The sequence below is a fragment of the Mesorhizobium ciceri biovar biserrulae genome (assembly GCF_001618845.1).
GTDB classification, from domain to species: Bacteria; Pseudomonadota; Alphaproteobacteria; order Rhizobiales; family Rhizobiaceae; genus Mesorhizobium; species Mesorhizobium ciceri.
In genome coordinates this window covers 392,072-412,957 of the sequence record NZ_CP015064.1, presented here as the reverse complement: position 1 = coordinate 412,957, position 20,886 = coordinate 392,072, and the positions used below count along the sequence as shown (strand labels likewise).

Sequence of the window (20,886 nt, the reverse complement as noted above, 5' to 3'; positions counted from 1 at the left end):
GCCGGCCTTTATCCCGGAAGTAGCTCAAACGGAAAGAACCGCTCGACATGAACAGGATCGATCTTGACGGCCAGCACGCTGTGGTCACCGGTGGCGCCCAAGGCCTCGGCTTCGCGATGGCCAGGCGTTTCGTCGCTTCCGGCGCGACGGTCAGCTTGTGGGATCTCGATGAGGCCCGCCTCGAAACCGCCAAGAAGGAACTCGGCAACGCTGCCACGACAGAGATCGTGGACGTCGCCGATTGGACGTCGGTGGACGCGGCGCGCGCCAGGACCGAAGATCTGGCCGGCAAGATTTCCATTCTGGTCAATTCCGCCGGAATTGCCGGCCCTGCCGCCCCGCTCGACGTCTACGACATCGAGACGTGGAAGAAGGTCATCGACGTCAACGTAAACGGTACGTTCTACGTCAATCGCGCCGTGGTTCCCGGAATGAAGGAGCGCAATTACGGACGGATCGTCAACATCGCTTCGGTCGCCGGCAAGGAGGGCAACCCCAACGCCTCCGCCTATTCAGCCTCGAAGGCGGCGGTCATCGGCTTGACCAAGTCGCTCGGCAAGGAACTGGCGCAGTACGACATCGCCGTGAACTGCATCTCGCCGGCCACGGCACAGACGCGCATTCTCGAACAGCTGACGCCGGAGCACATCGAATATATGCGCTCGCGCATTCCGCGCGGCCGCCTGCTGGAGGTCGACGAAGCCGCGGCGATGGTCGCCTGGCTCGTCTCCAAGGAGAACAGTTTCACGACCGCCTCCACGTTCGACCTGTCGGGTGGGCGGACGACCTATTGAAGGGCAGTTGCCGTTCAGCCAGGCAACCGACCGAGGCCAGCCGCAAAGCGCGCCACCATCGCCACGCCGGTCTCGTTGGGCCGCATCGCCGGAGCCCGGTCGTGTATCGGGATGCCTGCGCGGGCGCCGAACAGCCGCTTGCCGTAGCAGATCAGGTTCTCGATGCCCTGCATGACGAAGACCGCTGCCGGCAGCATTCTTGCGTACTCGGCCTCGGCCGTCGCTTCGTCACCGATCCGAAACGCATTGTAGGCGCGCACGGCGAGGTCGATGCCATCAGGCGCCAGGATCATGCCGCGGCAACCGATGCGGAAATTGTCGATCAGTTCAAGGCCGCCGCGTCCGTTGAAAACGGGTATCCGGCCTTCGGTGCGTTCGATCAATCCGGCAATGTCGGTGACAGGGCCTTCGCCCTTGATCAGCCTTATGTTGGGATGAAGCGTGACAAGTTCGCGGATCTCGTCCGATGACAGGCCGCGCCCGAAAAACGCCGGCGCGTTCTGGATCGCCACCGGCAGGTCGGTTGCCTCGGCGACGCGGCCGAAGAACCTGGTGTATTCCAGCGCACCATAGGATCCGACCGGCGGCGGCTGCAGGATCACCCAATCCGCTCCCACGCTTTCAGCATGGCGAAGCTGTGCCACCTGCTCAGCCACCGAAGCGCCGAAGATGGTGAAGGCAAGCGGCACTTTTCCAGCCGTATCTTCCGCCGTCCAGTCCATGATCGTCCGGCGCTCGGCCTCGGTCAGCTTGGCGACTTCCGTCGCCAGGCCGAGCGCCGCCATGCCGTGCACGCCCGTCGCCAGGCAGATCTCGACCTGCCGACGCATCGCCGCGCGGTCCAGTTGTTCGTTCGCGTCAAAGAGCGCGTAGAGAATGGCGTGAATGCCGTGGAAATCGTCAGGCCGGAAATTAGGCATGCTGGTCGGCCTCAATGGCTTTCGCGTGGAATGGCGTGGCCACGGCATCCGACGAGAAAGTCGAGATCGGCGCCGCGGTCCGCCTGCAGGACACGGTCGACGTAGAGGCCCTGATAGCCGCCGCGCATCGCCGGGACGGGCGGTAGCCAGGATTCACGACGCCGCGCCAACTCCTGTGCCGACACGTCGAGATGCAGCTTCCTTGCTTCGACGTCGAGCTCGATGAAGTCGCCGCTCCTGACCAGCGCCAGCGGGCCGCCGATGGCGGCTTCGGGTGCGGCATGCAGCACGACGGTGCCGAAGGCGGTGCCGGACATGCGGGCATCGGAGATGCGGATCACGTCGCGGACACCCTGCTTCAACAGCTTCCGGGGCAGCGCCATGTTGCCGACCTCGGCCATCCCCGGATAGCCCTTGGGGCCGCAATTCTTCAGCACCATGATCGACGCTTCGTCGACGTCGAGCGCGGGATCGTCGACGCGCGCCTTGTAGTCGTCGATGTCCTCGAAGACGACGGCGCGGCCGCGATGCTTCATCAGGGCCGGTGACGCGGCTGACGGCTTGATGATGGCGCCGTCGGGCGCCAGATTGCCACGCAGCACCGCGATACCGCCATTGGGAGTAAGCGCCTTGTCGCGCGGGCGGATCACCTCGGGATTGTAGTTTTCAGCGTCACGGATGTTGTCGCGCACGGTCTTGCCGGTGACGGTCAGCACGTCGAGATCGAGCAGATCGCCGATCTCCTTGATGACCGCCGGAATGCCGCCTGCGTAGCAGAAGTCCTCCATCAGGAAGCGGCCTGACGGCATCAGGTCGAGGATGGTCGGTACATCGCGGCCATACCGATCCCAATCGTCCAGTGTCAGTTCGGTGCCGACGCGGCCGGCAATCGCCAGCAGATGCACGACCGCATTGGTCGAGCCGCCGATGGCACCATTGACACGGATGGCGTTGGCGAAAGCTTCTTTCTTGAGGATGGCGGACGGGCGGAGATTCTCATTGACCATCTCGACGATGCGCCGCCCCGTCATGCGGGCGATGCGGCTGCGGCGCGCGTCGACCGCCGGATAGGCAGCGTTGCCCGGCAGCGCCAGGCCGAGCGCTTCGACCATCGAGGCCATGGTCGAGGCCGTGCCCATGGTCATGCAATGACCCGGCGAGCGTGACATGGCACTCTCGGCATTAGCGAAATCCTGCTCGCTCATCACGCCGGCGCGGACATCCTCGGAGAATTTCCAGACATCGGTGCCGGAACCTATCTCGCGGCCCTGGAAACGGCCATTGAGCATCGGCCCGCCGGAAATGACGATCGACGGCAGGTCGCAGGAGGCCGCGCCCATGACCAGCGACGGGGTGGTCTTGTCGCAGCCTGCCATCAGCACGACACCGTCCATCGGATTGCCGCGGATCGCTTCCTCGACATCCATCGAGGCGAGATTGCGGAACAGCATCGCCGTCGGGCGCAGATTGGATTCGCCGCAGGAGAAGACCGGGAATTCCAGCGGCAGGCCGCCGGCTTCCAGCACGCCCGCCTTGATGTGCTCGATCAGGCCACGGAAATGCACGTGACAAGGCGTGAATTCGGAGAAGGTGTTGCAGATGCCGATCACCGGGCGGCCGTCGAAGGCATCGTCGGGCAGGCCGTTGTTCTTCATCCAGCTGCGGTGAATGAAGGCGTCCTTGCCCTGCCCGCCGAACCAGTGCTGCGATCGTCTCTTGGTCATGATTTCCCGGAATTCAGGCTGGATGCTGGAGCTGGCTCAGCCCACCATCTACGACGAGCGTGGCCGCATTCATGAACGGGCACTCGTCGGAAATCATGAACACCGCAGCCAGCGCAATCTCGCGCGCCGTGGCGATGCGGCCGCCAGGATGTAGCGCCATGGTGTTGGCGCGTGCTGTGGCCGGATCGGCAAAGCTGTTCCAGTAGTCGATCGCCTTCTGGGTTTCGACATAGCCGGGCGCCAGCGCGTTCACGCGCACGCCTTGCACCGCATATTCGAGCGCCAGCGATTTGGTCAGGCCGAGCAGCGCGTGCTTGGCGACCGGATAGGGAAAGGTGTGTGGGATGATGGTGAAGCTGTGTGTCGAGGCGATGTTGAGGATGGCGCCGCCGCCGCTCGCGATCATACCCGGCAACACCGCCTTGCTGCAATTCCAGGCGCCCTTGACGTTGACGTCGAAGTTGCGGTTCCATTCCTCCTCGGTCGCCTCGAGCGGCGTCGAGAACACATTGACCCCGGCATTGTTGATCAGCGCGTTGATGGGGCCGATCTCGGCGGCCGCTTGGCTGACGGCAGCGGCAATTGCGGCACCGTCGCTGATGTCGGCTGCCGCATGCCCGACATGGCCGCGCGGCACGGCGAGGCCCGCGACGGTCTTGTCCAGCAGTGCGCCGTCGCGGTCGACCAGGAACAGTCTTGCGCCTTCGGCAAGGCAGGCCCCGGCGATCGCCAGCCCGATGCCTTGCGCGGCGCCGGTCAGGAAGATGCGTTTGCCGGAAAGGCGCTCAGCCATGGTTGTCGCTCCAGTCGAAGACGGTCATTGCGAATCTTGCTCTGAGAACCTCGCCGGGGGAAAGTACCTTGATCCCCATTGGGTCGGCATCGAAATGCTTCAACGCATTTGGGGTATGGCTCATCGGCTCGAGGCAGAAGAAGCTTCGGTCCGTGTCCGGCGCAAAGAGCATGTAGCGGTCGAGTTCCGCGTCCGCCTCGATGTCGATCCCCAGACAATGCTCCGGCCAGATGATGCGCGCGATGCCGCTCCACCCTTCGAAGCCATTGTTCAGCCAACGGTCGGGCAAATGGCGCGGCGTTGAGAAATCGACATCGTCGGCAATGGCGCTCCTGGACGCTGGAAGGTGCCCGTCGCGCTCTGTCCACCAGGTTTCGGCCGGCGCAAACAAGGTCGTCCGCGGCGTGCGCGGAAAGAATGGATGGAAACCGAGGCCGAATGGCAGTGGAATGACGCCGGTATTTTCGACGGCAAGCCGGAGTTCCAGCCGCGCGCCGGCGAGCCGGAACGACTGTCGCGCATGGTAGGCATAGGGCGAGTCGACGCCGCGCGGATGATCGAAGGCCAAATCGAGGCGGTCGACGCGATGCTCCTCGACCTTCCAGTTCGCCTGCCAGCCGTCACCGTGAATATAGAAAGGATCAGTCGTGTTGGGCGCCAGCGTGAAGTTTTGACCGCCGCAGGAAAACGCATTGCCCTCGACGCGATTGCCGATCGGCACCATCGGAAAGCAAGCGCAGTGCACAACGTCGAACTCGGCCTCGCCTTGGTAGGGACGCAGGAATGGCACCCCGTCGGCCGTATGGCCGTTGACGATTGCGCTGCCAGAGGGGCTGATCTCGACGCACAGCCGATTGCTTTCCAGTAGTATTCCAGCCGACATGCCCTGCCCCGACTCAACGCCGGCCCAAAGCCGACGAGCGCAGATTGTCGAGCAGCACGGCCAGGAGCAAAATAACGCCGCGCACGATGTACTGGTAAAAGGCCGGGATGTTGAGCAGGTTCATGGCGTTCTCGGCGATGCCCATGATCAGCACGCCGACGATGACGCCCGACATGGTGGCGCGGCCGCCGGCAAGCGAGACGCCGCCGAGCACGCAGGCCGAGATGACCGAGAGTTCCAGTCCGACCGCCGCGTTGGGTTGGCCCGAGGTGATGCGCGACGCCAGCAGGATGCCGGCGATGCCGCAGACGACGCCTTGCAGCGCAAAAATCCAGATGCGCGTCCGGTCGACATTGACGCCGGCAAGGCGCGAAGCCTCCGGATTGCCGCCGATGGCCAATGTGTTCTTGCCGAAGACGGTGCGGTTGAGGACGAAGCCGAAGATGCAAAACAGGATGGCGAGCACCCAGACCGGCGTCGGAATGCCGAGCAGTTTGGACAGCGCGAGCTGGTAGAAATCCGGGCTGTTGATGCCGACGGCGCGGCCGTCGGACGCAATCAGCGCAAACCCGCGCACGATCTGCATGGTGGCCAGCGTCGTGATCAGCGCGTTGATGCGGAATTTGGCGATGACGATGCCGTTGATGAAGCCGACGAAGGCGCCGCTGGCAATTGCCGCCAAGAGGCCAAGCAGGATCGAGCCGGTGTAATTCGACGCCATCACAGCGACCATGCCGGCAAAGGCGACGATGGAGCCGACCGACAGGTCGAAGTCGCGTGCGGCAAGGCAGAACATCATGGTGCAGGCGACGATACCGACGGTGACCACCGACTGCAGCAGGCCGAGCATGTTGCGGTCGGTGAGGAAATTCGGCACCAGAGCCGAGACCAGCGCGAAGGCGACGACAAAGATGACGACGAGGCCCTGTTCGCCGAGCAGGATTTTTTTCAACTGGTCGGTCATGCCAAAAGTCCTCAAGATGCGATCGCGTCGGGGGTTTTCTGATCGGGGAGAGCGGCGGCCAGGATCGCCCTTTCGGCGAACTGGTCGCGGGTGAGCTCGGCGCTGACGCGGCCGCCGCACATCACCAGAATGCGATCGCAGATGCCCATCACCTCCGGCAGTTCGGACGAGACGACAACGATCGCCATGCCGTCCTGCGCAAGCTGGTAGAGCAGTTCATAGATTTCCGATTTGGCACCGACGTCGATGCCGCGCGTCGGCTCGTCGACAATGAGAACCCGCACCCCTTGTTCGGACAGCCAGCGGCCAAGAATGACCTTCTGCTGGTTGCCGCCGGAGAGATTGATGATGTCCTGCTTGCGCGACGGCGTGCGCACCTTGAGCTTCTTGATGAAGGTTTCGGCGGTGGCGATCTCGCTGGCGCGGTTCAAAACACCGAAGCGCGTGTGATGGCGCCGCGACGAGATGTTGATGTTCTCCTCGACCGAGCGGCCCTGGATGATGCCGTCATGCTTGCGATCCTCCGAACACAGCACGATGCCGGCCCGGATCGTACCACGCGGATCGGTGGCAGGGACCAGCTTGCCGTCGACGGTGATGGTGCCGCCCGAGCGCGGATCGGCGCCATAGACCAGACGCATCAGTTCCGAGCGCCCGGCGCCGATCAGGCCGAAGAAGCCGACGATCTCGCCTGCCCTCGCCTCGAAACTGGCCGGCGTCTTCAGTTTGGGGCCGCTGAGAGCGTCGACCTTCAGGCGGACATCGCCCGTTTTTCGTGCGCGAAAACCCCAGATATCCGAAATCTCGCGGCCGACCATTTCGGCGACGACCTGGTCGCGGGTGACGCCTTTCAGCGACGCATGGTGCGCCGCCAGCTTGCCGTCGCGCAGCACGGTCAGGCTGTCGCAGAGCCGGAACACTTCGTCGAGCCTGTGCGAGACGTAGATGATGACCTTGCCCTCGCCGCGCAGGCGGTCGATCAGGGCAAACAGGATTTCGCTTTCGCGCGAGGACAGCGACGAGGTCGGTTCGTCCAGCGCGATAACGCGTGCGTCGAGCATGATCGCCTTGGCGATCTCGACCATCTGGCGTTCGCCGATGGACAGCGTCTTGACCTTGCGGCGCATGTCGATGTCGATGCCGGCCGATTTCAGCTTGGCGCCGACGTCGTCCAGCATCCGGCGGCCGGCGATGATGCCGGCGTTGGCAGGGAAACGACCGAGGCTGAGATTTTCGGCAACGGTGAGTTCAGGAACCAGCTGCAGTTCCTGATGAATGACGATGACGCCATTGTCGAAGGCATCCCGGGTCGACGTATAGGCCTGAACCCTGCCGTCGATGCGGATCTCGCCCTGATCGGCATGCTGGTCGCCGGACAGTATCTTGATCAGGGTGGATTTGCCGGCGCCGTTCTCGCCCATCAGGCCGTGCACGGCGCCTTTGTCGACGCCGAACGAGACGTCCGACAGCGCCTTGACGCCCGGATAGGTCTTGGTGATGTGCGAGAAGTCGAGAAAGGACACGGGCAGCGATCCTCTTGTGGAATGGCAAACAGGCGGCGGGATGAGCCGCCGCCTGTTTGTACAGGGAGGATTATTCGATGCCGAGGCCCTGGCGGACCTTCTGGTAGTCGTCGCGCTTGGCGAGTGCACCGGAAGTCAGGATCAACTTCTCCGGCTCCTTGTTGCTGGCAACCCAGTCATACATGTTGAGCGCCGTTTCGTAGCCATGACGCTTCGGCGAGATGATCACGGTGCCGACGAAGCCGGTGGCCGTCGGCTTCTTGAACTCGTTGATCGCCGAATCCGCGCCGCCAATGCCAACGCCGATCACGCTATCAGCGGGGATGCCGACGCTTTCGGAGGCACGCACCGCACCCAGCACCGCTTCGTCGTTGAGGCCGAAAGAAACCCACTTCTTGATCTCGGCATGGGCGTTGAGCACGACGGTCGCCGCATTGAGGGCAGCTTCCGTATCGGTCTTGGCCTGAGGGGCGTCAAAAATGTTCTCGGCCTTGAAGCCGTTTGCCTTGAGCACCGAGATGGCGCCTTCGACGCGGTCGACCGCGGTCGGCAGTTGGTCGTAAGAGACGCGGATGGCGCCGACCTCGTCGGCCTTCCAGCCGCGCGCCTTCATCTCGTCGACGATCGCCTGGCCAACCGCCTCGCCGATCTTGGTTGCCGAGATGCCCATATGCGGCACGTCTTCCAGCGCCTTGCCGTCGGCGCCGACCAGGCGGTCATCGACAGTCATCAGCTTGAGATTGTTGGCGGCGGCCTTGGCGACGATGCCGGGGCCGAGCTTCACGTCGGGCGTGCAGACGATGAAACCCTGCGCGCCCTGGGCGCCGAGATTGTCGATGGCCGACATCAGCTTCTCACCGTCTTCGGCGCCGATCTTGACCAGGGTAAAGCCCTTTTCCTTGGCGGCCTGGTCAGCGAACTTCCATTCGTCCTGGAACCACGGCTCCTCGGGCTGTTTGACGATGAAGCCGATCTTGGTGTCCTGAGCATATGCAGCGATGGTCGTGACGGACAGCACGGCAAGCGCGCCCGCGACGAGCGCGGTCTTCAAAAGTCGCATGATTACCTCCCAGCGATAGACCGGGCGCTCAGCCCGGATGCCGGAGTCTCTAATCGCTTTTATCATACTCGTCAATTGATCTGGTATGATAATTAATGTACATGCTCTGACCAGCGATCGCTGGCGCAACTGATCCGCATCCGTTAAGGCCGGACCGGTTGTGCGAAACCAGCGGTTCGCCGCCTTGGAGGAGGGCTGAGGTGACCGGGACTTTGAAGAAACCGCAAGGCGACACAACCACTCGCCGCCCGCGCGTCATGCCCGACGTGACCAAGGCGATTGCCTCGGACATCTTTTCCGGGCGCTATCCGGCCGGCTCCTCACTGCCGACCGAAAACGAGCTCGGCGTCGAATACAGCGTCAGCCGCACCGTCATCCGTGAGGCCCTGAAAGTGTTGGCGGCAAAAGGGCTGGTGCTGTCGCGGCCACGCGTCGGCACGATCGTCTGCAACGAGGATGACTGGAACATCATCGACCCGCAGGTGCTGGCCTGGCACGCGCCGCATGCACTGGACGACAAGCTCTTCGACGCCATTCTTGAGACTCGCCGGGCCATCGAGCCGCTGGTTGCCGAACTCGCCGCCACGCGCGCGACGCTGCAGGAGATCGCCGATCTCGAAGCCACCTGGCGCGGCATGGCCGGCGCCGGCGAGGATCTCGCCGCCTTCTCGCGCAGCGACATCGCTTTCCACCAGATCGTCTATGCCGCGAGCCACAACCCGATCTTTCGCCAGATCGGTAATCTCATCGACACCGGGCTGAAATTTTCGCTGGAGGCGACGGCGGTGATTTCGCTCGACCGGCGCATGGAGGCCGTGGCGGCGCACCGCGAGGTGGTCGAGGCGCTGCGTATGCGCAATGCCGATGCCGCGCGTGGGGCGGCAAACAAGATCCTCGACCTCGCGGCGCGCGACCTCGTCAGCGCCAAGAAACTCAAAAGCAACTGAGACTGCGCATGAAAATCATCTCGCTCACCACCTACATCGTTCCGCCGCGCTGGCTGTTCCTGAAGATCGAAACCGATGCCGGCGTCACCGGCTGGGGCGAGCCGGTCGTCGAAGGCCGGGCGCTGACCGTCGAGGCGGCGGTCAAGGAGCTTGGCGATTATCTCATCGGCAAGGATCCCCGGCTGATCGAGGATCACTGGACGGTGATGCACCGCGGCGGTTTCTACCGCGGCGGCCCGATCCTGATGAGCGCCATTGCCGGGATCGACCAGGCACTGTGGGACATCAAGGGCAAGGCGCTCGGCGTGCCCGTGCACGAACTGCTCGGCGGCAAGCTGCGCGACTCGATCAAGCTCTATTCCTGGATCGGCGGCGACCGCCCGGCGGAGGTCGCGGCCGGCGCCAGGGAAATGGTTGCGCGCGGTTTCCTGGCGCTCAAGATGAACGGTACCGAAGAACTGCAGATCGTCGACAGCCATGACAAGATCGACGCCGCTGTCGAACGCGTCGCCATGGTGCGCGAGGCCGTCGGGCCCAACATCGGCATCGCTGTCGATTTTCATGGCCGCGTGCACCGGCCGATGGCGCGTGCGCTCGTCAAGGAACTCGAACCCTATAGGCTGATGTTCATCGAGGAGCCGGTGCTCAGCGAAAACCGCGAGGCGCTGAAGGAGATCGCCGCGCTTGGCTCGACACCGATCGCGCTCGGCGAGCGGCTCTATAGCCGCTGGGACTTCAAGTCCGTGTTCGAGGAAGGCGTCGTCGACATCATCCAGCCCGACCTGTCGCATGCCGGCGGCATCACAGAATGCCGCAAGATCGCGGCGATGGCGGAAGCCTATGATGTCGCGGTCGCGCCGCATTGCCCGCTCGGGCCGATCGCGCTTGCCGCGTGCCTGCAGCTCGACGCGGTCAGCTACAACTGCTTCATCCAGGAGCAGAGCCTCGGCATCCACTACAACGCCGCCAACGACCTGCTCGACTATGCCGCCAACAAGGATGTCTTCCGCTACGAGGATGGTTATGTCGCCATTCCCGACGGCCCGGGCCTGGGTGTCGAGATCGACGAGGATTATGTCAAGGAACGCGCCAGGGAAGGCCACCGCTGGCGCAACCCGATCTGGCGCCACAAGGACGGTTCCTTCGCCGAGTGGTGATCCGGGCTGGCTTTCAGACTCCAAGCACTCCAGGAATAATGAAGACTTTGTCCGGCGAGCAGTTGCTCTCGAGAAATGGCTCGTTCGTTCGGTTTGATCGAGGGGCTTTCAGCGGCGTTGCCGAATTGACCATCAAACGCAGATGACCGCAGTGCGGCACATTCATCGGCTGCGAATTGCAGAGGGACTGTTTGGTGGAGCCAATCGGGATCGAACCGACGACCTCTTGAATGCCATTCAAGCGCTCTCCCAACTGAGCTATGGCCCCACTTCCGGCAGTCAACCGGCGCCGTTTCCGGCGAAGAGATCCGGCGCGGGTTGGAGACCGCGCCGTTAGTGCAGGCGGCTTCTAACCCCGCCCTTCTCAGATATCAAGCCTTCGAGAGTCGCTTTTTCTTCACAGGCCTCGAAAGCCCGCAAACGCCCGCTTTCAAGGCCGATCAGACCTCGTCGTCGTCGTCGCCGACGCCGATCATGTCGGCAACGTCGTCATCTTCTTCCTCTTCGTCGGCGAGGAAGGTGTCATCCTCGTCGTCGCCGAGATCAACGTCGTCCTCGTCGTCGCCAAGATCCGGCAGGTCGTCGCCCTTGACGTCCTCATCAGCCTCTTCGAGCGAGACGACCTCAACGCCTTCTTCTTCCTCGGCGTCCACTTCCTTCTCGGCCACTTCCTCTTCCTCCTCGAGAGCGGCAATCTTGCCTTCCTCGAAATAGGAACGCGGATAGGTCTTGCCGGTGTAGGGCGAGACGATCGGGTCCTTGTTCAGGTCGTAGAATTTTCGGCCCGTCTCCGGGTCGATACGTTTTGTGCCAAGTTCGGTTTTTGCCACGGCAAGCCTCGTCAATAAAAGAGTGGTCCCCTTAACCACAGTTTGCAGCGCTGTCAAAGCGAAAAGCCGGCGTCACAAAACCATGCATTGAAAGGCCTCGCGTGAAGTGACGACCATGGGGATGACCATTTCGGCCCACCGTGGTACGAGACCGCCGCAACAAATGAAAAGCGCCGGCCCGCCGGCATTCCGTCCAGGGAAATTCCATGTCTCACGCCGCCGCCCCCAAGCCGGCCACCGCCCGCCAATCCCCAGCCCTTTCCGGCATCGCGCGCGTGCCGGGCGACAAGTCGATCTCGCACCGTTCCTTCATGTTCGGCGGCCTCGCCTCCGGCGAGACCCGCATCACCGGCCTGCTCGAAGGCGAGGACGTGATGCGCACGGGCGCGGCCATGAAGGCAATGGGCGCGCATATCGAGAAGAACGGCGACGAGTGGGTGATCCGCGGCACCGGCAACGGCGCGCTGCTGCAGCCGGAAGGCCCGCTCGATTTCGGCAATGCCGGCACCGGCTCGCGGCTGACCATGGGCCTTGTCGGCACCTATGACATGGAGACGACCTTCATCGGCGATGCCTCGCTGTCGGGCCGGCCGATGGGCCGTGTGCTGGAACCCTTGCGCCAGATGGGCGTGCAGGTGCTGAAGGCGACGCCGGGTGACCGCATGCCGATCACACTGCATGGACCCAAGCATGCCGCACCGATCACCTATCGCGTGCCGATGGCCTCGGCGCAGGTGAAGTCCGCAGTGCTGCTCGCCGGCCTCAACACGCCCGGCATCACCACGGTGATCGAGCCGGTGATGACACGCGACCACACCGAAAAGATGCTGAAGGGGTTTGGCGCCAATCTGTCGGTCGAAACCGACGAGCGTGGCGTGCGCCACATTTTCATCGAAGGCCAGGGCAAGCTGACCGGCCAGACCATCGCCGTGCCGGGCGACCCGTCCTCGGCCGGTTTCCCGCTGGTGGCCGCCCTGATCGTGCCGGGTTCGGACATCACGATCGAAAACGTACTGATGAACCCGACCCGCACCGGCCTGCTTTTGACGCTGCAGGAGATGGGCGGCAACATCGACATCCTCAACCCGCGCAATGCCGGCGGCGAGGATGTCGCCGACCTGCGGGTACGTTACTCCGAGCTCAAGGGCGTCATCGTGCCGCCCGAGCGGGCGCCGTCGATGATCGACGAGTATCCGGTGCTGGCGGTCGCTGCGAGCTTCGCCGAGGGCGAAACGCTGATGCAGGGGCTGGAGGAGTTGCGGGTGAAGGAATCCGACCGGCTGTCGGCCGTCGCCAACGGGCTGACGCTCAACGGCGTCGACTGCACCGAGGGCGAAGCTTCGCTTGCCGTGCGCGGCAAACCGGGCGGCAAAGGCCTTGGCGGCCATCCCAATGGCAAGGACACCACCGTGCAGACCCACCTCGATCACCGCATCGCCATGAGCTTTCTGGTCATGGGGCTGGCGACGGAAAAGCCGGTGACCATTGACGACGCCGCCATGATCGCGACCAGCTTTCCGGAGTTCATGGGGCTGATGACGGCGCTGGGCGCGGAGATCGGGTGACGGTCGTGGCAACCAATAGCCTTGGTACGTTGGCAGGCCAGCGCCCAACCCTTTCGGCGGTCTGCCAATGACACACGTCTTCACCATCGCCATCGACGGCCCCGCCGGCGCCGGCAAGGGCACCCTCGCCCGCCGGCTGGCCGACCACTACCGCCTCAACCTGCTCGACACCGGCCTCACCTACCGTGCCGTGGCCTATGCGCTCATCCAGCACGCGCTGCCGCTCGACAATGTCTCGGCGGCTGAAACCGCTGCCCGCCAGGTCGATTTGGCAAAGCTCGACCGGACGGTCTTGTCGGCGCATGCGGTCGGCGAGGCGGCCTCCAAGGTCGCGGTGTACCCGACCGTGCGGCGCATCCTCGTCGAAAAGCAGCGCGACTTCGCCAAGACGCCGCCGGGTGCGGTGCTCGATGGGCGCGACATCGGCACCGTGGTGTGCCCCGACGCCGACATCAAACTCTATGTGACGGCGAGCGCCGAGGTGCGGGCACAGCGCCGGCTGGCCGAGATCGAGAGCATCGGCGGGACCGCCGATTTCACCGAGATCCTCGCCGATATCATGCGCCGCGACGAGCGCGACATGGGCCGTGCCGACTCACCTTTGAAGCCGGCCGCCGACGCGCACTTGCTTGATACCAGCGAAATGGCTATAGAAGCCGCGTTTCTTGCAGCCATGGCGATCATCGATGACGTCTTGGCCAAGAGAGACTAGGCCTGATCCGGGTTTTTCCCTCGTCTTTCCGTTGTCGGAGGCGAAGAAAATACCCATATCGGGCACGAACCAGCCTGCCAGCATTCTTCATGCGCCGGAATTGCCGCTTAAAGAGCGGCCCAGGGCTTTTGTAGCCCGGAACGCCGGCAGGCCAACGCAACGCTAACCCACGGCGCCCGTCCCGCTTCCAGATGCGGGGCACTCCAGGAGAAACAATGTCAGCTGCAAATCCCACTCGCGATGATTTCGCGAGCCTGCTCGAAGAATCATTCACCACCGGTCACTCCGGCGAAGGCCAGGTCGTCAAGGGCACGATCACGGCGATCGAAAAGGACATGGCCATCATCGACGTCGGCCTCAAGGTCGAAGGCCGCGTGCCGCTGAAGGAATTCGGCGTCAAGGGCAAGGACACTACCCTCAAGGTTGGTGACACCGTCGAGGTCTATGTCGAGCGCATTGAAAACGCGCTTGGCGAAGCAATGCTTTCCCGTGAGAAGGCCCGTCGCGAAGAGAGCTGGGTCCGCCTCGAAGAGAAGTTCACCAAGGGTGAGCGCGTCGAAGGTGTTATCTTCAACCAGGTCAAGGGCGGCTTCACGGTCGACCTCGACGGCGCCGTGGCCTTCCTGCCGCGCAGCCAGGTCGATATCCGCCCGATCCGCGACGTCTCCCCGCTGATGCACAACCCGCAGCCCTTCGAGATCCTCAAGATGGATCGCCGCCGCGGCAACATCGTGGTGTCTCGCCGTACCGTGCTCGAAGAGAGCCGCGCCGAACAGCGTTCGGAAATCGTGCAGAACCTCGAAGAAGGCCAGGTTGTCGAAGGCGTCGTCAAGAACATCACCGATTACGGTGCGTTCGTCGACCTCGGCGGCATCGACGGCCTGCTGCATGTCACCGACATGGCATGGCGCCGCGTCAACCATCCGACCGAAATCCTCAACATCGGTCAGACGGTCAAGGTGCAGATCATCCGCATCAACCAGGAAACCCACCGTATCTCGCTCGGCATGAAGCAGCTCGAGAGCGATCCGTGGTCCGAGATCGGCACCAAGTTCCCGATCGGCAAGAAGATCAAGGGCACCGTCACCAACATCACCGACTACGGCGCGTTCGTCGAGCTGGAGCCGGGCATCGAGGGTCTCATCCACGTTTCGGAAATGTCGTGGACGAAGAAGAACGTGCATCCCGGCAAGATCCTGTCGACGACCCAGGAAGTCGACGTGGTGGTGCTCGAAGTCGATCCGGCCAAGCGCCGCATCTCGCTCGGCCTCAAGCAGACGCTCGAGAATCCGTGGCAGGCTTTCGCCTCTAGCCATCCGGTCGGCAGCCAGGTCGAGGGCGAGGTCAAGAACAAGACCGAGTTCGGCCTGTTCATCGGCCTCGAAGGCGACGTGGACGGCATGGTGCACCTTTCCGACCTCGACTGGACCCGTCCGGGCGAGCAGGTCATCGAAGAGTACAATCGCGGCGACATGGTCAAGGCGCAGGTGCTCGACGTCGACATCGACAAGGAGCGCATCTCGCTCGGCATCAAGCAGCTGGCCAAGGATACGGTCGGCGAAGCGGCGACTTCAGGCGAACTGCGCAAGAACGCGGTCGTTACCTGCGAAGTCATCGGCGTCAAGGATGGCGGTCTGGAAGTGCGGCTGGTCGACAGCGGCATCGAAACCTTCATCAAGCGCTCCGACCTGAGCCGTGACCGCGACGAGCAGCGCCCCGAGCGCTTCACCGTCGGCCAGAAGGTCGATGCCCGCGTCATCGCCTTCGACAAGAAGACCCGCAAGCTGCAGGTCTCGATCAAGGCGCTGGAAATCGCCGAAGAGAAGGAAGCGGTCGCTCAGTACGGCTCGACCGACTCCGGCGCTTCGCTGGGCGACATCCTGGGTGCCGCGCTGAAGAAGCAGGGCAGCTAAGTCTTCGCACCGCGAAGCCTTCGCACAGGCTCCAAAACAAAACCCCGCCGGAGCGATCCGGCGGGGTTTTTCTTTGACCTAGGTAAAGGTTGGAAAGTTACGCCCTGCCGTAAAGCGGCACCAGCGTGCCGCTCATCGCCTGATTGGCCGGCGAGGCGAGATAGGCGATGGCCTCGGCGGCGGCTTCGAGGCTGACCCATCTTGTGACATCGGCATCCGGCATATCGGCGCGGTTTGCCGGCGTATCTAGCGTCGACGGCGCCACGGCATTGACCAGGATGCCCTTGTGCTTCAGCTCTTCGGCCATCGCCACCGTCATGGCTGCCACCGCCGCCTTGCTGGCGGCGTAAGCGACCATGCCGGCGCCGCGCCGCGGATCGAGCCCGGCGCGCGCGGTGACGTTGACGATGCGGCCCGCCGTGTCCGACGACAGCATCGAGCGGATCGCGGCGCGGCAGCACAGGAAGGCGGTGCGCGCATTGGTGTCCATCATCTCGGCAAAGGACGCCGACTCGATCTTTTCAACAGGCGCCGAGGTGAAGCCGCCAGCCAGATGGATCGAGCCCCAAAGGCCCGGAACCTGGCTATAGAACGCTTCGACCTTCGCGGGGTCCGAGAGATCGACGTTGTGCACCAGCTGGACACGGTCATGCGAGGTAAAGGGGAAATGCGTAGGGGCGGCGGCATGAGCATTGGGCACATGGCAGATCGCGCCGTCGCTCAGCAGTTTGCCGACAACCGCACCGCCGAGCGCACCGGTCCCACCAGTCACGACGATATGCTTGCCTTCAAGTGTTTCCGTCATCTTGGACGCTCCTGTCATTTTTTTGTCGTTAGGTCGTTTCTGTGCCGCCGACGCGAAGCGTCGCGCCTTTTGCGCCATCACTCAATTGACATCTCGACATGGCAGTTGTCGCGTCTTTGCATGCGTCCGACACTTCAGCCGTGGCCCGCCAAAACGGGAAACCCGCGCTTCAGTCAACTGTGATTTCGATGACGCGCGGCAGTCCGGTGGCCCGGGCGCGCTTCAGCGCGTCCGCGAGAGCGTCGATATCGGCAAGCCGTTCGGCGCCGATGCCATAAGCCTCGGCCAGCTTGCAGAAATCCGGCGGCGCCGGCGATACGCCAACCGGCTCGACGCCGACATCGAGCATCGAGGTTTCGATCTCGCGGTAGCCTCTGTTGTTCCAGACGACGAAGATGACCGGTACCCGCGCGTCGAGCGCGGCGCCCAGTTCCGGCAGCGTGAACTGGAAGCCGCCGTCACCCGTGAGGCAGACGACCGGCGCATCGGGTATCGCAAGGGCCGCGCCAATTGCGGCCGGCGGGCCGTAGCCAAGCGCGCCGAAGCCGGTGGCGGCATTGAACCAACCGCCTGGCCGATCATGGTCGTAATAGAGGTTGGCCGCATAGATCGGCTGCGTCGAATCGCCGACGATGAGCGCGCCCGGCAAAGCGTCGCGGATCATCTCGACGGCGCGCACCTGCCCCTGCAGTGTCGGATTGAGCTCGGCAAAGGCTGCTTTGCGTGTAGTAGCGGCGCGCGACGAACCGCCCTCGCTTGCCCGGACATGGCGGGTTTCCAGAAGCAGTGCTTCGAGCGCCTCGGCGCAATCGGCCAGGATCGAAACCGTCGCCGGGCGGCGGGCAAGCTGGTCCGCGACGATATCGATGCGGATCAGGTTGGCGGGCAGGACGAAGCCGCCATCGCTGTAGCCGTCATAGTCGGTCGGGCCGAATTCGGTGCCGGCGGCAATGACCAGGTCGGCGTCGGCCATCAGCGCCCGTACTGTCTTCAGGCTGGGACTGGCCGGCACGCAAAGCGGATGACCATGCAGCAGGCCGCGCGCATTGGTGGTCTGGACGACCGGCGCCCCCAACCGTTCGGCCAGACGCCGCAGTGGCGCTTCGGCGCGTTTGGCGCCGCCGCCGACCAGGATCAGCGGGCGGCGCGCTGCACTGATGAGTTTGGCCGCGTTGGCAATTGCGACACCTTCCGGCACGGGCGGCGTCACATTGCTCAGCATGGCAGCGATGCCATCCGCCGGCTTGACCATGACGTCGGTCGGGATCTCGATATGCACCGGGCCGGGCCGGGCCGATGAAAACAGGGCGAAGGCCTGCGCCAGCGCGCCGGGCAATTCGCCAGCCTCGGTAACGCGCTGCGAAAACAGCGCCACCTTCTCCATCATGCCGCGCTGATCCGGCAATTCGTGCAGATGGCCCAGCCCCTTGCCCAGCGTCGGCGTGGCGTTGACGCCTGAGATCACCAGCATCGGCACCGAATCGGCGCGTGCCTGCCCCATGGCGGTGATGGTGTTGGTCAGCCCCGGTCCGGTGATGACGAAGGCGACGCCCGGTCTGCCGCTGGCGCGTGCGTAGCCATCGGCCATGAAGCCGGCGCCCTGTTCGTGACGCGGTGTGACGTGGCGGATCTTGGAGCGCGCTAGCCCGCGGTAGAGTTCTACCGTGTGGACGCCGGGAATCCCGAAGACCGTGTCGACGCCATGGGCTTCGAGCAGCGAAATGAGCGCTTCGCCGAGTGTCGTCATTGGTTTTCCTCCCCTTCCGGCGCGAGGCCTAGTTCGGCCTCGACGGCCTTGATGCCGATCGCCGCCAATTCGCCGGGCGAGAACATCTCGCCGGCCAGGCAGCCTTCGATCCAGAGTCCGTCGATGATCGCATTAATCGCGATGGCATGGTGGCGCAATTGGCTTGCGTCCGATTTGCGCCGTTCGGCGGCGAGCACCTCGGCCACAACCGCTTCCACCTCATTGCGAAAACCAAGGTAGCCTTCGCGGTGGGCGTGGGCCAAGGTCGGATCCGCTCTGGCGCGGCCGATGAAGGTTGCCCAGAGCGAAAACACCCGCGCGTCGATAATCGGCGCATTGAGGTTGGCGGTGACGAAAGCCGCAAGGCGCTGGCGAGGCGAGGCATTCTCCATGACCAAAGCCGCTTTCGCCTGCTCGGTCATGCGGCCCATCAGCGCTGCATAGGCTTCCTGCAGCAATTCTTCCTTGCCGGGAAAATAGTGCCGGATCAGCCCGGCGGTGACGCCGGCACGCAATGCGATGGTGCGCAAGGTGGCGCCCTGCAGGCCATGTTCCGCCACGCTGTCCAGAGTGGCCTCGATCAGATCCTGCCGCCGCCGCTCCTCGCCCTCGCGACGGAACCTGCGGCGGGATGGCATATTCATTGGCGCAGGATCGGTCGCGTCAGGCATGTCGGCCCGCCCTCGCAGGCGATGCAGAGCGCATCCGCCTCGAAGATTTCGACCGTGCAGCCGGCGGCTTCCATCGCGGCTTTGGTCTTTGGAAAGCCCGCGACGGCAATGATCTTGTGTGGGCTGGTCGGCAGCACGTTCAGGCTAAGCCCGTTGGAAGCCGCGAACTCTTCGGCGTCGCCTTCGACCAGCCGGATGTTACGCGCCTTCAGCATCTGATAGAATGGGGCCGGCAAAAGCGGTGAATGGACCAGTGCGAGGTCGTCGGCCAGCGGGCTGATCACCGACATCAGATGCAGGCACGCTTCTTCGCCTTGCCACAGCGGAAGATCAAAGCCGTAGACGGAAACGCCCAGCGGCGTCAGCAGGTTGGAAACCTGCTGGATGCCTTCCTGGTTGGAGCGGACACCGCGCCCGATCACCAGCGTACGGGCATCGAGCCATACGCAATCACCGCCTTCGACCTGGCCAGGAACCTCGACGCGGCCCAGGATTGGAATGCCCAGCCTTCGGTAGGTTTCCTCATGCAGCGAGGGCTCCCTGGCGCGCAACGGCTTGCCCATGGACAGAATCAGCGCGCCGCGATCGGTCATCAGCGACGGGTCGTGCGTGAACACCGAGTCCGAAAGTCCATCCGCCGTGTCCTCGATCCATTCGATTTCGGCACCGGAAGCCGCCACCAGTTCAGCAAGGAGCGCGTGCTGCGATGCCGCTTTCGCCGGATTGAATCCCGGGCCATAGTGCCAGGCAACCCTGTCGGCATTGCGCATGGCGTTGGCCGCCGACCGCATCAGCACGCGGCGCAGCGGCGCCGCCATGGACTGTGATCCGAAAGCGCTCATCGAAGTCCTTTTTCGCTGAAAAAAATCGAGAAAATTTCATGGAAGGCTATTTATACACTTGCACAACAAGCTCGCAAGTGCCGTAATAAGCAGGATTGACGGGCTCTCGCCGTTGGGTCCATGCTGAAGTCTGGAGCGGGGCAGTACAGCGTATATGTTAATTAGCCGGATACACGTTCGACGAACCGCAGCCGACCCGATAGAGGTCACCCGGTGAGCGTGGTGGAAGCTGCCGCAGTCCGATCCGGCAAGGCGCAGGACGGCGCCGCCGAAGCCATCCATGTCGAGAACCTGCACAAGAAGTTCGGTGAGCTGCATGTGCTGAAGGGCGTCTCGCTGTCGGCGCGCGACGGCGAGGTCATCGCCATCATCGGCGGCTCGGGCTCCGGCAAATCGACCCTGCTGCGCTGCATCAACTGCCTGGAAAACCCGACCAGCGGCATCATTCGCGTCAATGGCGAGGAGATCAAACTCAAGGCCGACAGCCACGGCCACACCATTCCGGCCGACCGCAAGCAGATCGAGCGCATCCGCTCCAAGCTCGGCATGGTGTTCCAAAACTTCAACCTGTGGAGCCACATGACGCTGATCGAAAACGTCATCGAGGTTCCGGTGCATGTGCTTGGCGTCAAGCGCGATGTGGCGATCGGCGAGGCCGAGAGGCTGCTCGCCCGTGTCGGTCTGGCTGAAAAGCGCGACGTCTATCCGGCCTATCTGTCGGGCGGCCAGCAGCAGCGCGCCGCGATCGCCCGGGCGCTGGCCATCAATCCGCGCGTCATGCTGTTCGACGAGCCCACCTCCGCGCTCGATCCCGAACTGGTCGGCGAGGTGCTGAAGGTGATCGGCGACCTGGCGCGCGAAGGCCGCACCATGGTGCTGGTCACCCACGAGATGAAGTTCGCCCGCGAGGTCGCGACCCATGTCGTCTACCTCTACAACGGGCTGGTCGAGGAAGAAGGGCCGCCGGAGCAGATCTTCGGCGCACCGAAATCCGAAAGGCTGAAGCAGTTCATCCGCAACATCGGCTAGGCAAGCC

Annotated in this window: 19 protein-coding genes and 1 tRNA gene; 7 read left to right on the top strand and 13 right to left on the bottom strand. The window is 63.7% G+C overall.

Annotated features, from left to right (window positions below):
• The first annotated feature begins 47 nt into the window (after window positions 1-47).
• Complete coding sequence (locus A4R29_RS01995) at window positions 48-794, top strand: SDR family NAD(P)-dependent oxidoreductase (RefSeq protein ID WP_013528170.1); 747 nt, start codon at window positions 48-50, stop codon at window positions 792-794.
• 14 nt (window positions 795-808) lie between these two features.
• On the opposite strand, the gene A4R29_RS01990 is transcribed toward A4R29_RS01995, so the two are convergent.
• The 7 genes from A4R29_RS01990 to A4R29_RS01960 form a co-directional block, all read right to left on the bottom strand.
• Entirely contained in the window at window positions 809-1,714 is a 906-nt protein-coding gene (locus A4R29_RS01990) for a dihydrodipicolinate synthase family protein (protein WP_027164224.1), read from the bottom strand.
• A gap of 11 nt (window positions 1,715-1,725) precedes the next feature.
• Window positions 1,726-3,438 (bottom strand): IlvD/Edd family dehydratase, encoded by a 1,713-nt coding sequence (locus tag A4R29_RS01985; RefSeq protein ID WP_063171060.1) that lies wholly within the window; start codon window positions 3,436-3,438, stop codon window positions 1,726-1,728.
• Between the two features lie 13 nt (window positions 3,439-3,451).
• A complete protein-coding gene (locus A4R29_RS01980; protein ID WP_027164222.1) occupies window positions 3,452-4,231 on the bottom strand; it encodes an SDR family oxidoreductase in 780 nt (259 codons plus the stop codon).
• Window positions 4,224-5,114: an aldose 1-epimerase gene (locus A4R29_RS01975; RefSeq protein WP_063171059.1), complete on the bottom strand. Its 891-nt coding sequence runs from the start codon at window positions 5,112-5,114 to the stop codon at window positions 4,224-4,226. Before A4R29_RS01975 ends, A4R29_RS01980 begins: the two co-directional genes overlap by 8 nt.
• Before the next feature lie 13 nt (window positions 5,115-5,127).
• Window positions 5,128-6,078 carry an L-arabinose ABC transporter permease AraH gene (araH, locus tag A4R29_RS01970; RefSeq protein ID WP_063171058.1) on the bottom strand — a complete coding sequence of 317 codons (951 nt, stop codon included), beginning with the start codon at window positions 6,076-6,078 and terminating at the stop codon, window positions 5,128-5,130.
• Between the two features lie 11 nt (window positions 6,079-6,089).
• On the bottom strand, window positions 6,090-7,601 hold the full coding sequence (gene araG / locus A4R29_RS01965; RefSeq protein ID WP_027164219.1) for an L-arabinose ABC transporter ATP-binding protein AraG: 1,512 nt from the start codon (window positions 7,599-7,601) through the stop codon (window positions 6,090-6,092).
• A gap of 70 nt (window positions 7,602-7,671) precedes the next feature.
• Complete coding sequence (locus A4R29_RS01960) at window positions 7,672-8,661, bottom strand: arabinose ABC transporter substrate-binding protein (protein WP_024501894.1); 990 nt, start codon at window positions 8,659-8,661, stop codon at window positions 7,672-7,674.
• A 257-nt stretch (window positions 8,662-8,918) separates the two neighbouring features.
• Here A4R29_RS01960 and A4R29_RS01955 point away from each other — a divergent pair, with 257 nt between their 5' ends.
• Together A4R29_RS01955 and dgoD are read left to right on the top strand one after the other, a co-directional pair.
• Window positions 8,919-9,608, top strand: coding sequence for a FadR/GntR family transcriptional regulator (locus A4R29_RS01955; protein WP_050596413.1), 690 nt, complete (start codon window positions 8,919-8,921; stop codon window positions 9,606-9,608).
• Between the two features lie 8 nt (window positions 9,609-9,616).
• Window positions 9,617-10,765 (top strand): galactonate dehydratase, encoded by a 1,149-nt coding sequence (gene dgoD / locus A4R29_RS01950; RefSeq protein ID WP_063171056.1) that lies wholly within the window; start codon window positions 9,617-9,619, stop codon window positions 10,763-10,765.
• 192 nt (window positions 10,766-10,957) lie between these two features.
• Here dgoD and A4R29_RS01945 read toward each other — a convergent pair.
• Window positions 10,958-11,033: transfer RNA gene (locus A4R29_RS01945), tRNA-Ala, on the bottom strand.
• A 172-nt stretch (window positions 11,034-11,205) separates the two neighbouring features.
• Window positions 11,206-11,595, bottom strand: a complete 390-nt coding sequence (locus tag A4R29_RS01940) for a TIGR02300 family protein (RefSeq protein WP_013528180.1) — start codon at window positions 11,593-11,595, stop codon at window positions 11,206-11,208.
• A 206-nt stretch (window positions 11,596-11,801) separates the two neighbouring features.
• Here A4R29_RS01940 and aroA point away from each other — a divergent pair, with 206 nt between their 5' ends.
• The 3 genes from aroA to rpsA all read left to right on the top strand — a co-directional run bounded on the left by aroA (window position 11,802) and on the right by rpsA (window position 15,785).
• Window positions 11,802-13,160, top strand: a complete 1,359-nt coding sequence (gene aroA / locus A4R29_RS01935) for a 3-phosphoshikimate 1-carboxyvinyltransferase (RefSeq protein ID WP_013528181.1) — start codon at window positions 11,802-11,804, stop codon at window positions 13,158-13,160.
• 67 nt (window positions 13,161-13,227) lie between these two features.
• Complete coding sequence (cmk, locus tag A4R29_RS01930; protein WP_013528182.1) at window positions 13,228-13,872, top strand: (d)CMP kinase; 645 nt, start codon at window positions 13,228-13,230, stop codon at window positions 13,870-13,872.
• Between the two features lie 215 nt (window positions 13,873-14,087).
• Window positions 14,088-15,785: a 30S ribosomal protein S1 gene (gene rpsA / locus A4R29_RS01925; RefSeq protein WP_013528183.1), complete on the top strand. Its 1,698-nt coding sequence runs from the start codon at window positions 14,088-14,090 to the stop codon at window positions 15,783-15,785.
• A 97-nt stretch (window positions 15,786-15,882) separates the two neighbouring features.
• On the opposite strand, the gene A4R29_RS01920 is transcribed toward rpsA, so the two are convergent.
• The 4 genes from A4R29_RS01920 to A4R29_RS01905 form a co-directional block, all read right to left on the bottom strand.
• Window positions 15,883-16,590 (bottom strand): SDR family NAD(P)-dependent oxidoreductase, encoded by a 708-nt coding sequence (locus A4R29_RS01920; RefSeq protein WP_063171055.1) that lies wholly within the window; start codon window positions 16,588-16,590, stop codon window positions 15,883-15,885.
• Between the two features lie 169 nt (window positions 16,591-16,759).
• The gene (locus A4R29_RS01915; RefSeq protein ID WP_063171054.1) at window positions 16,760-18,337 is read right to left on the bottom strand and encodes a 5-guanidino-2-oxopentanoate decarboxylase; all 1,578 of its coding nucleotides are present in this window, start codon (window positions 18,335-18,337) and stop codon (window positions 16,760-16,762) included.
• Window positions 18,334-18,981 (bottom strand): TetR family transcriptional regulator C-terminal domain-containing protein, encoded by a 648-nt coding sequence (locus A4R29_RS01910; protein ID WP_032809890.1) that lies wholly within the window; start codon window positions 18,979-18,981, stop codon window positions 18,334-18,336. The genes A4R29_RS01915 and A4R29_RS01910 overlap by 4 nt, the downstream gene beginning before the upstream one ends.
• Window positions 18,978-19,850 carry a dimethylarginine dimethylaminohydrolase family protein gene (locus A4R29_RS01905; protein WP_063171053.1) on the bottom strand — a complete coding sequence of 291 codons (873 nt, stop codon included), beginning with the start codon at window positions 19,848-19,850 and terminating at the stop codon, window positions 18,978-18,980. The genes A4R29_RS01910 and A4R29_RS01905 overlap by 4 nt, the downstream gene beginning before the upstream one ends.
• A 213-nt stretch (window positions 19,851-20,063) precedes the next feature.
• Here A4R29_RS01905 and A4R29_RS01900 point away from each other — a divergent pair, with 213 nt between their 5' ends.
• Entirely contained in the window at window positions 20,064-20,879 is an 816-nt protein-coding gene (locus tag A4R29_RS01900) for an ABC transporter ATP-binding protein (protein ID WP_063169844.1), read from the top strand.
• The last annotated feature ends 7 nt before the right edge of the window (window positions 20,880-20,886 follow it).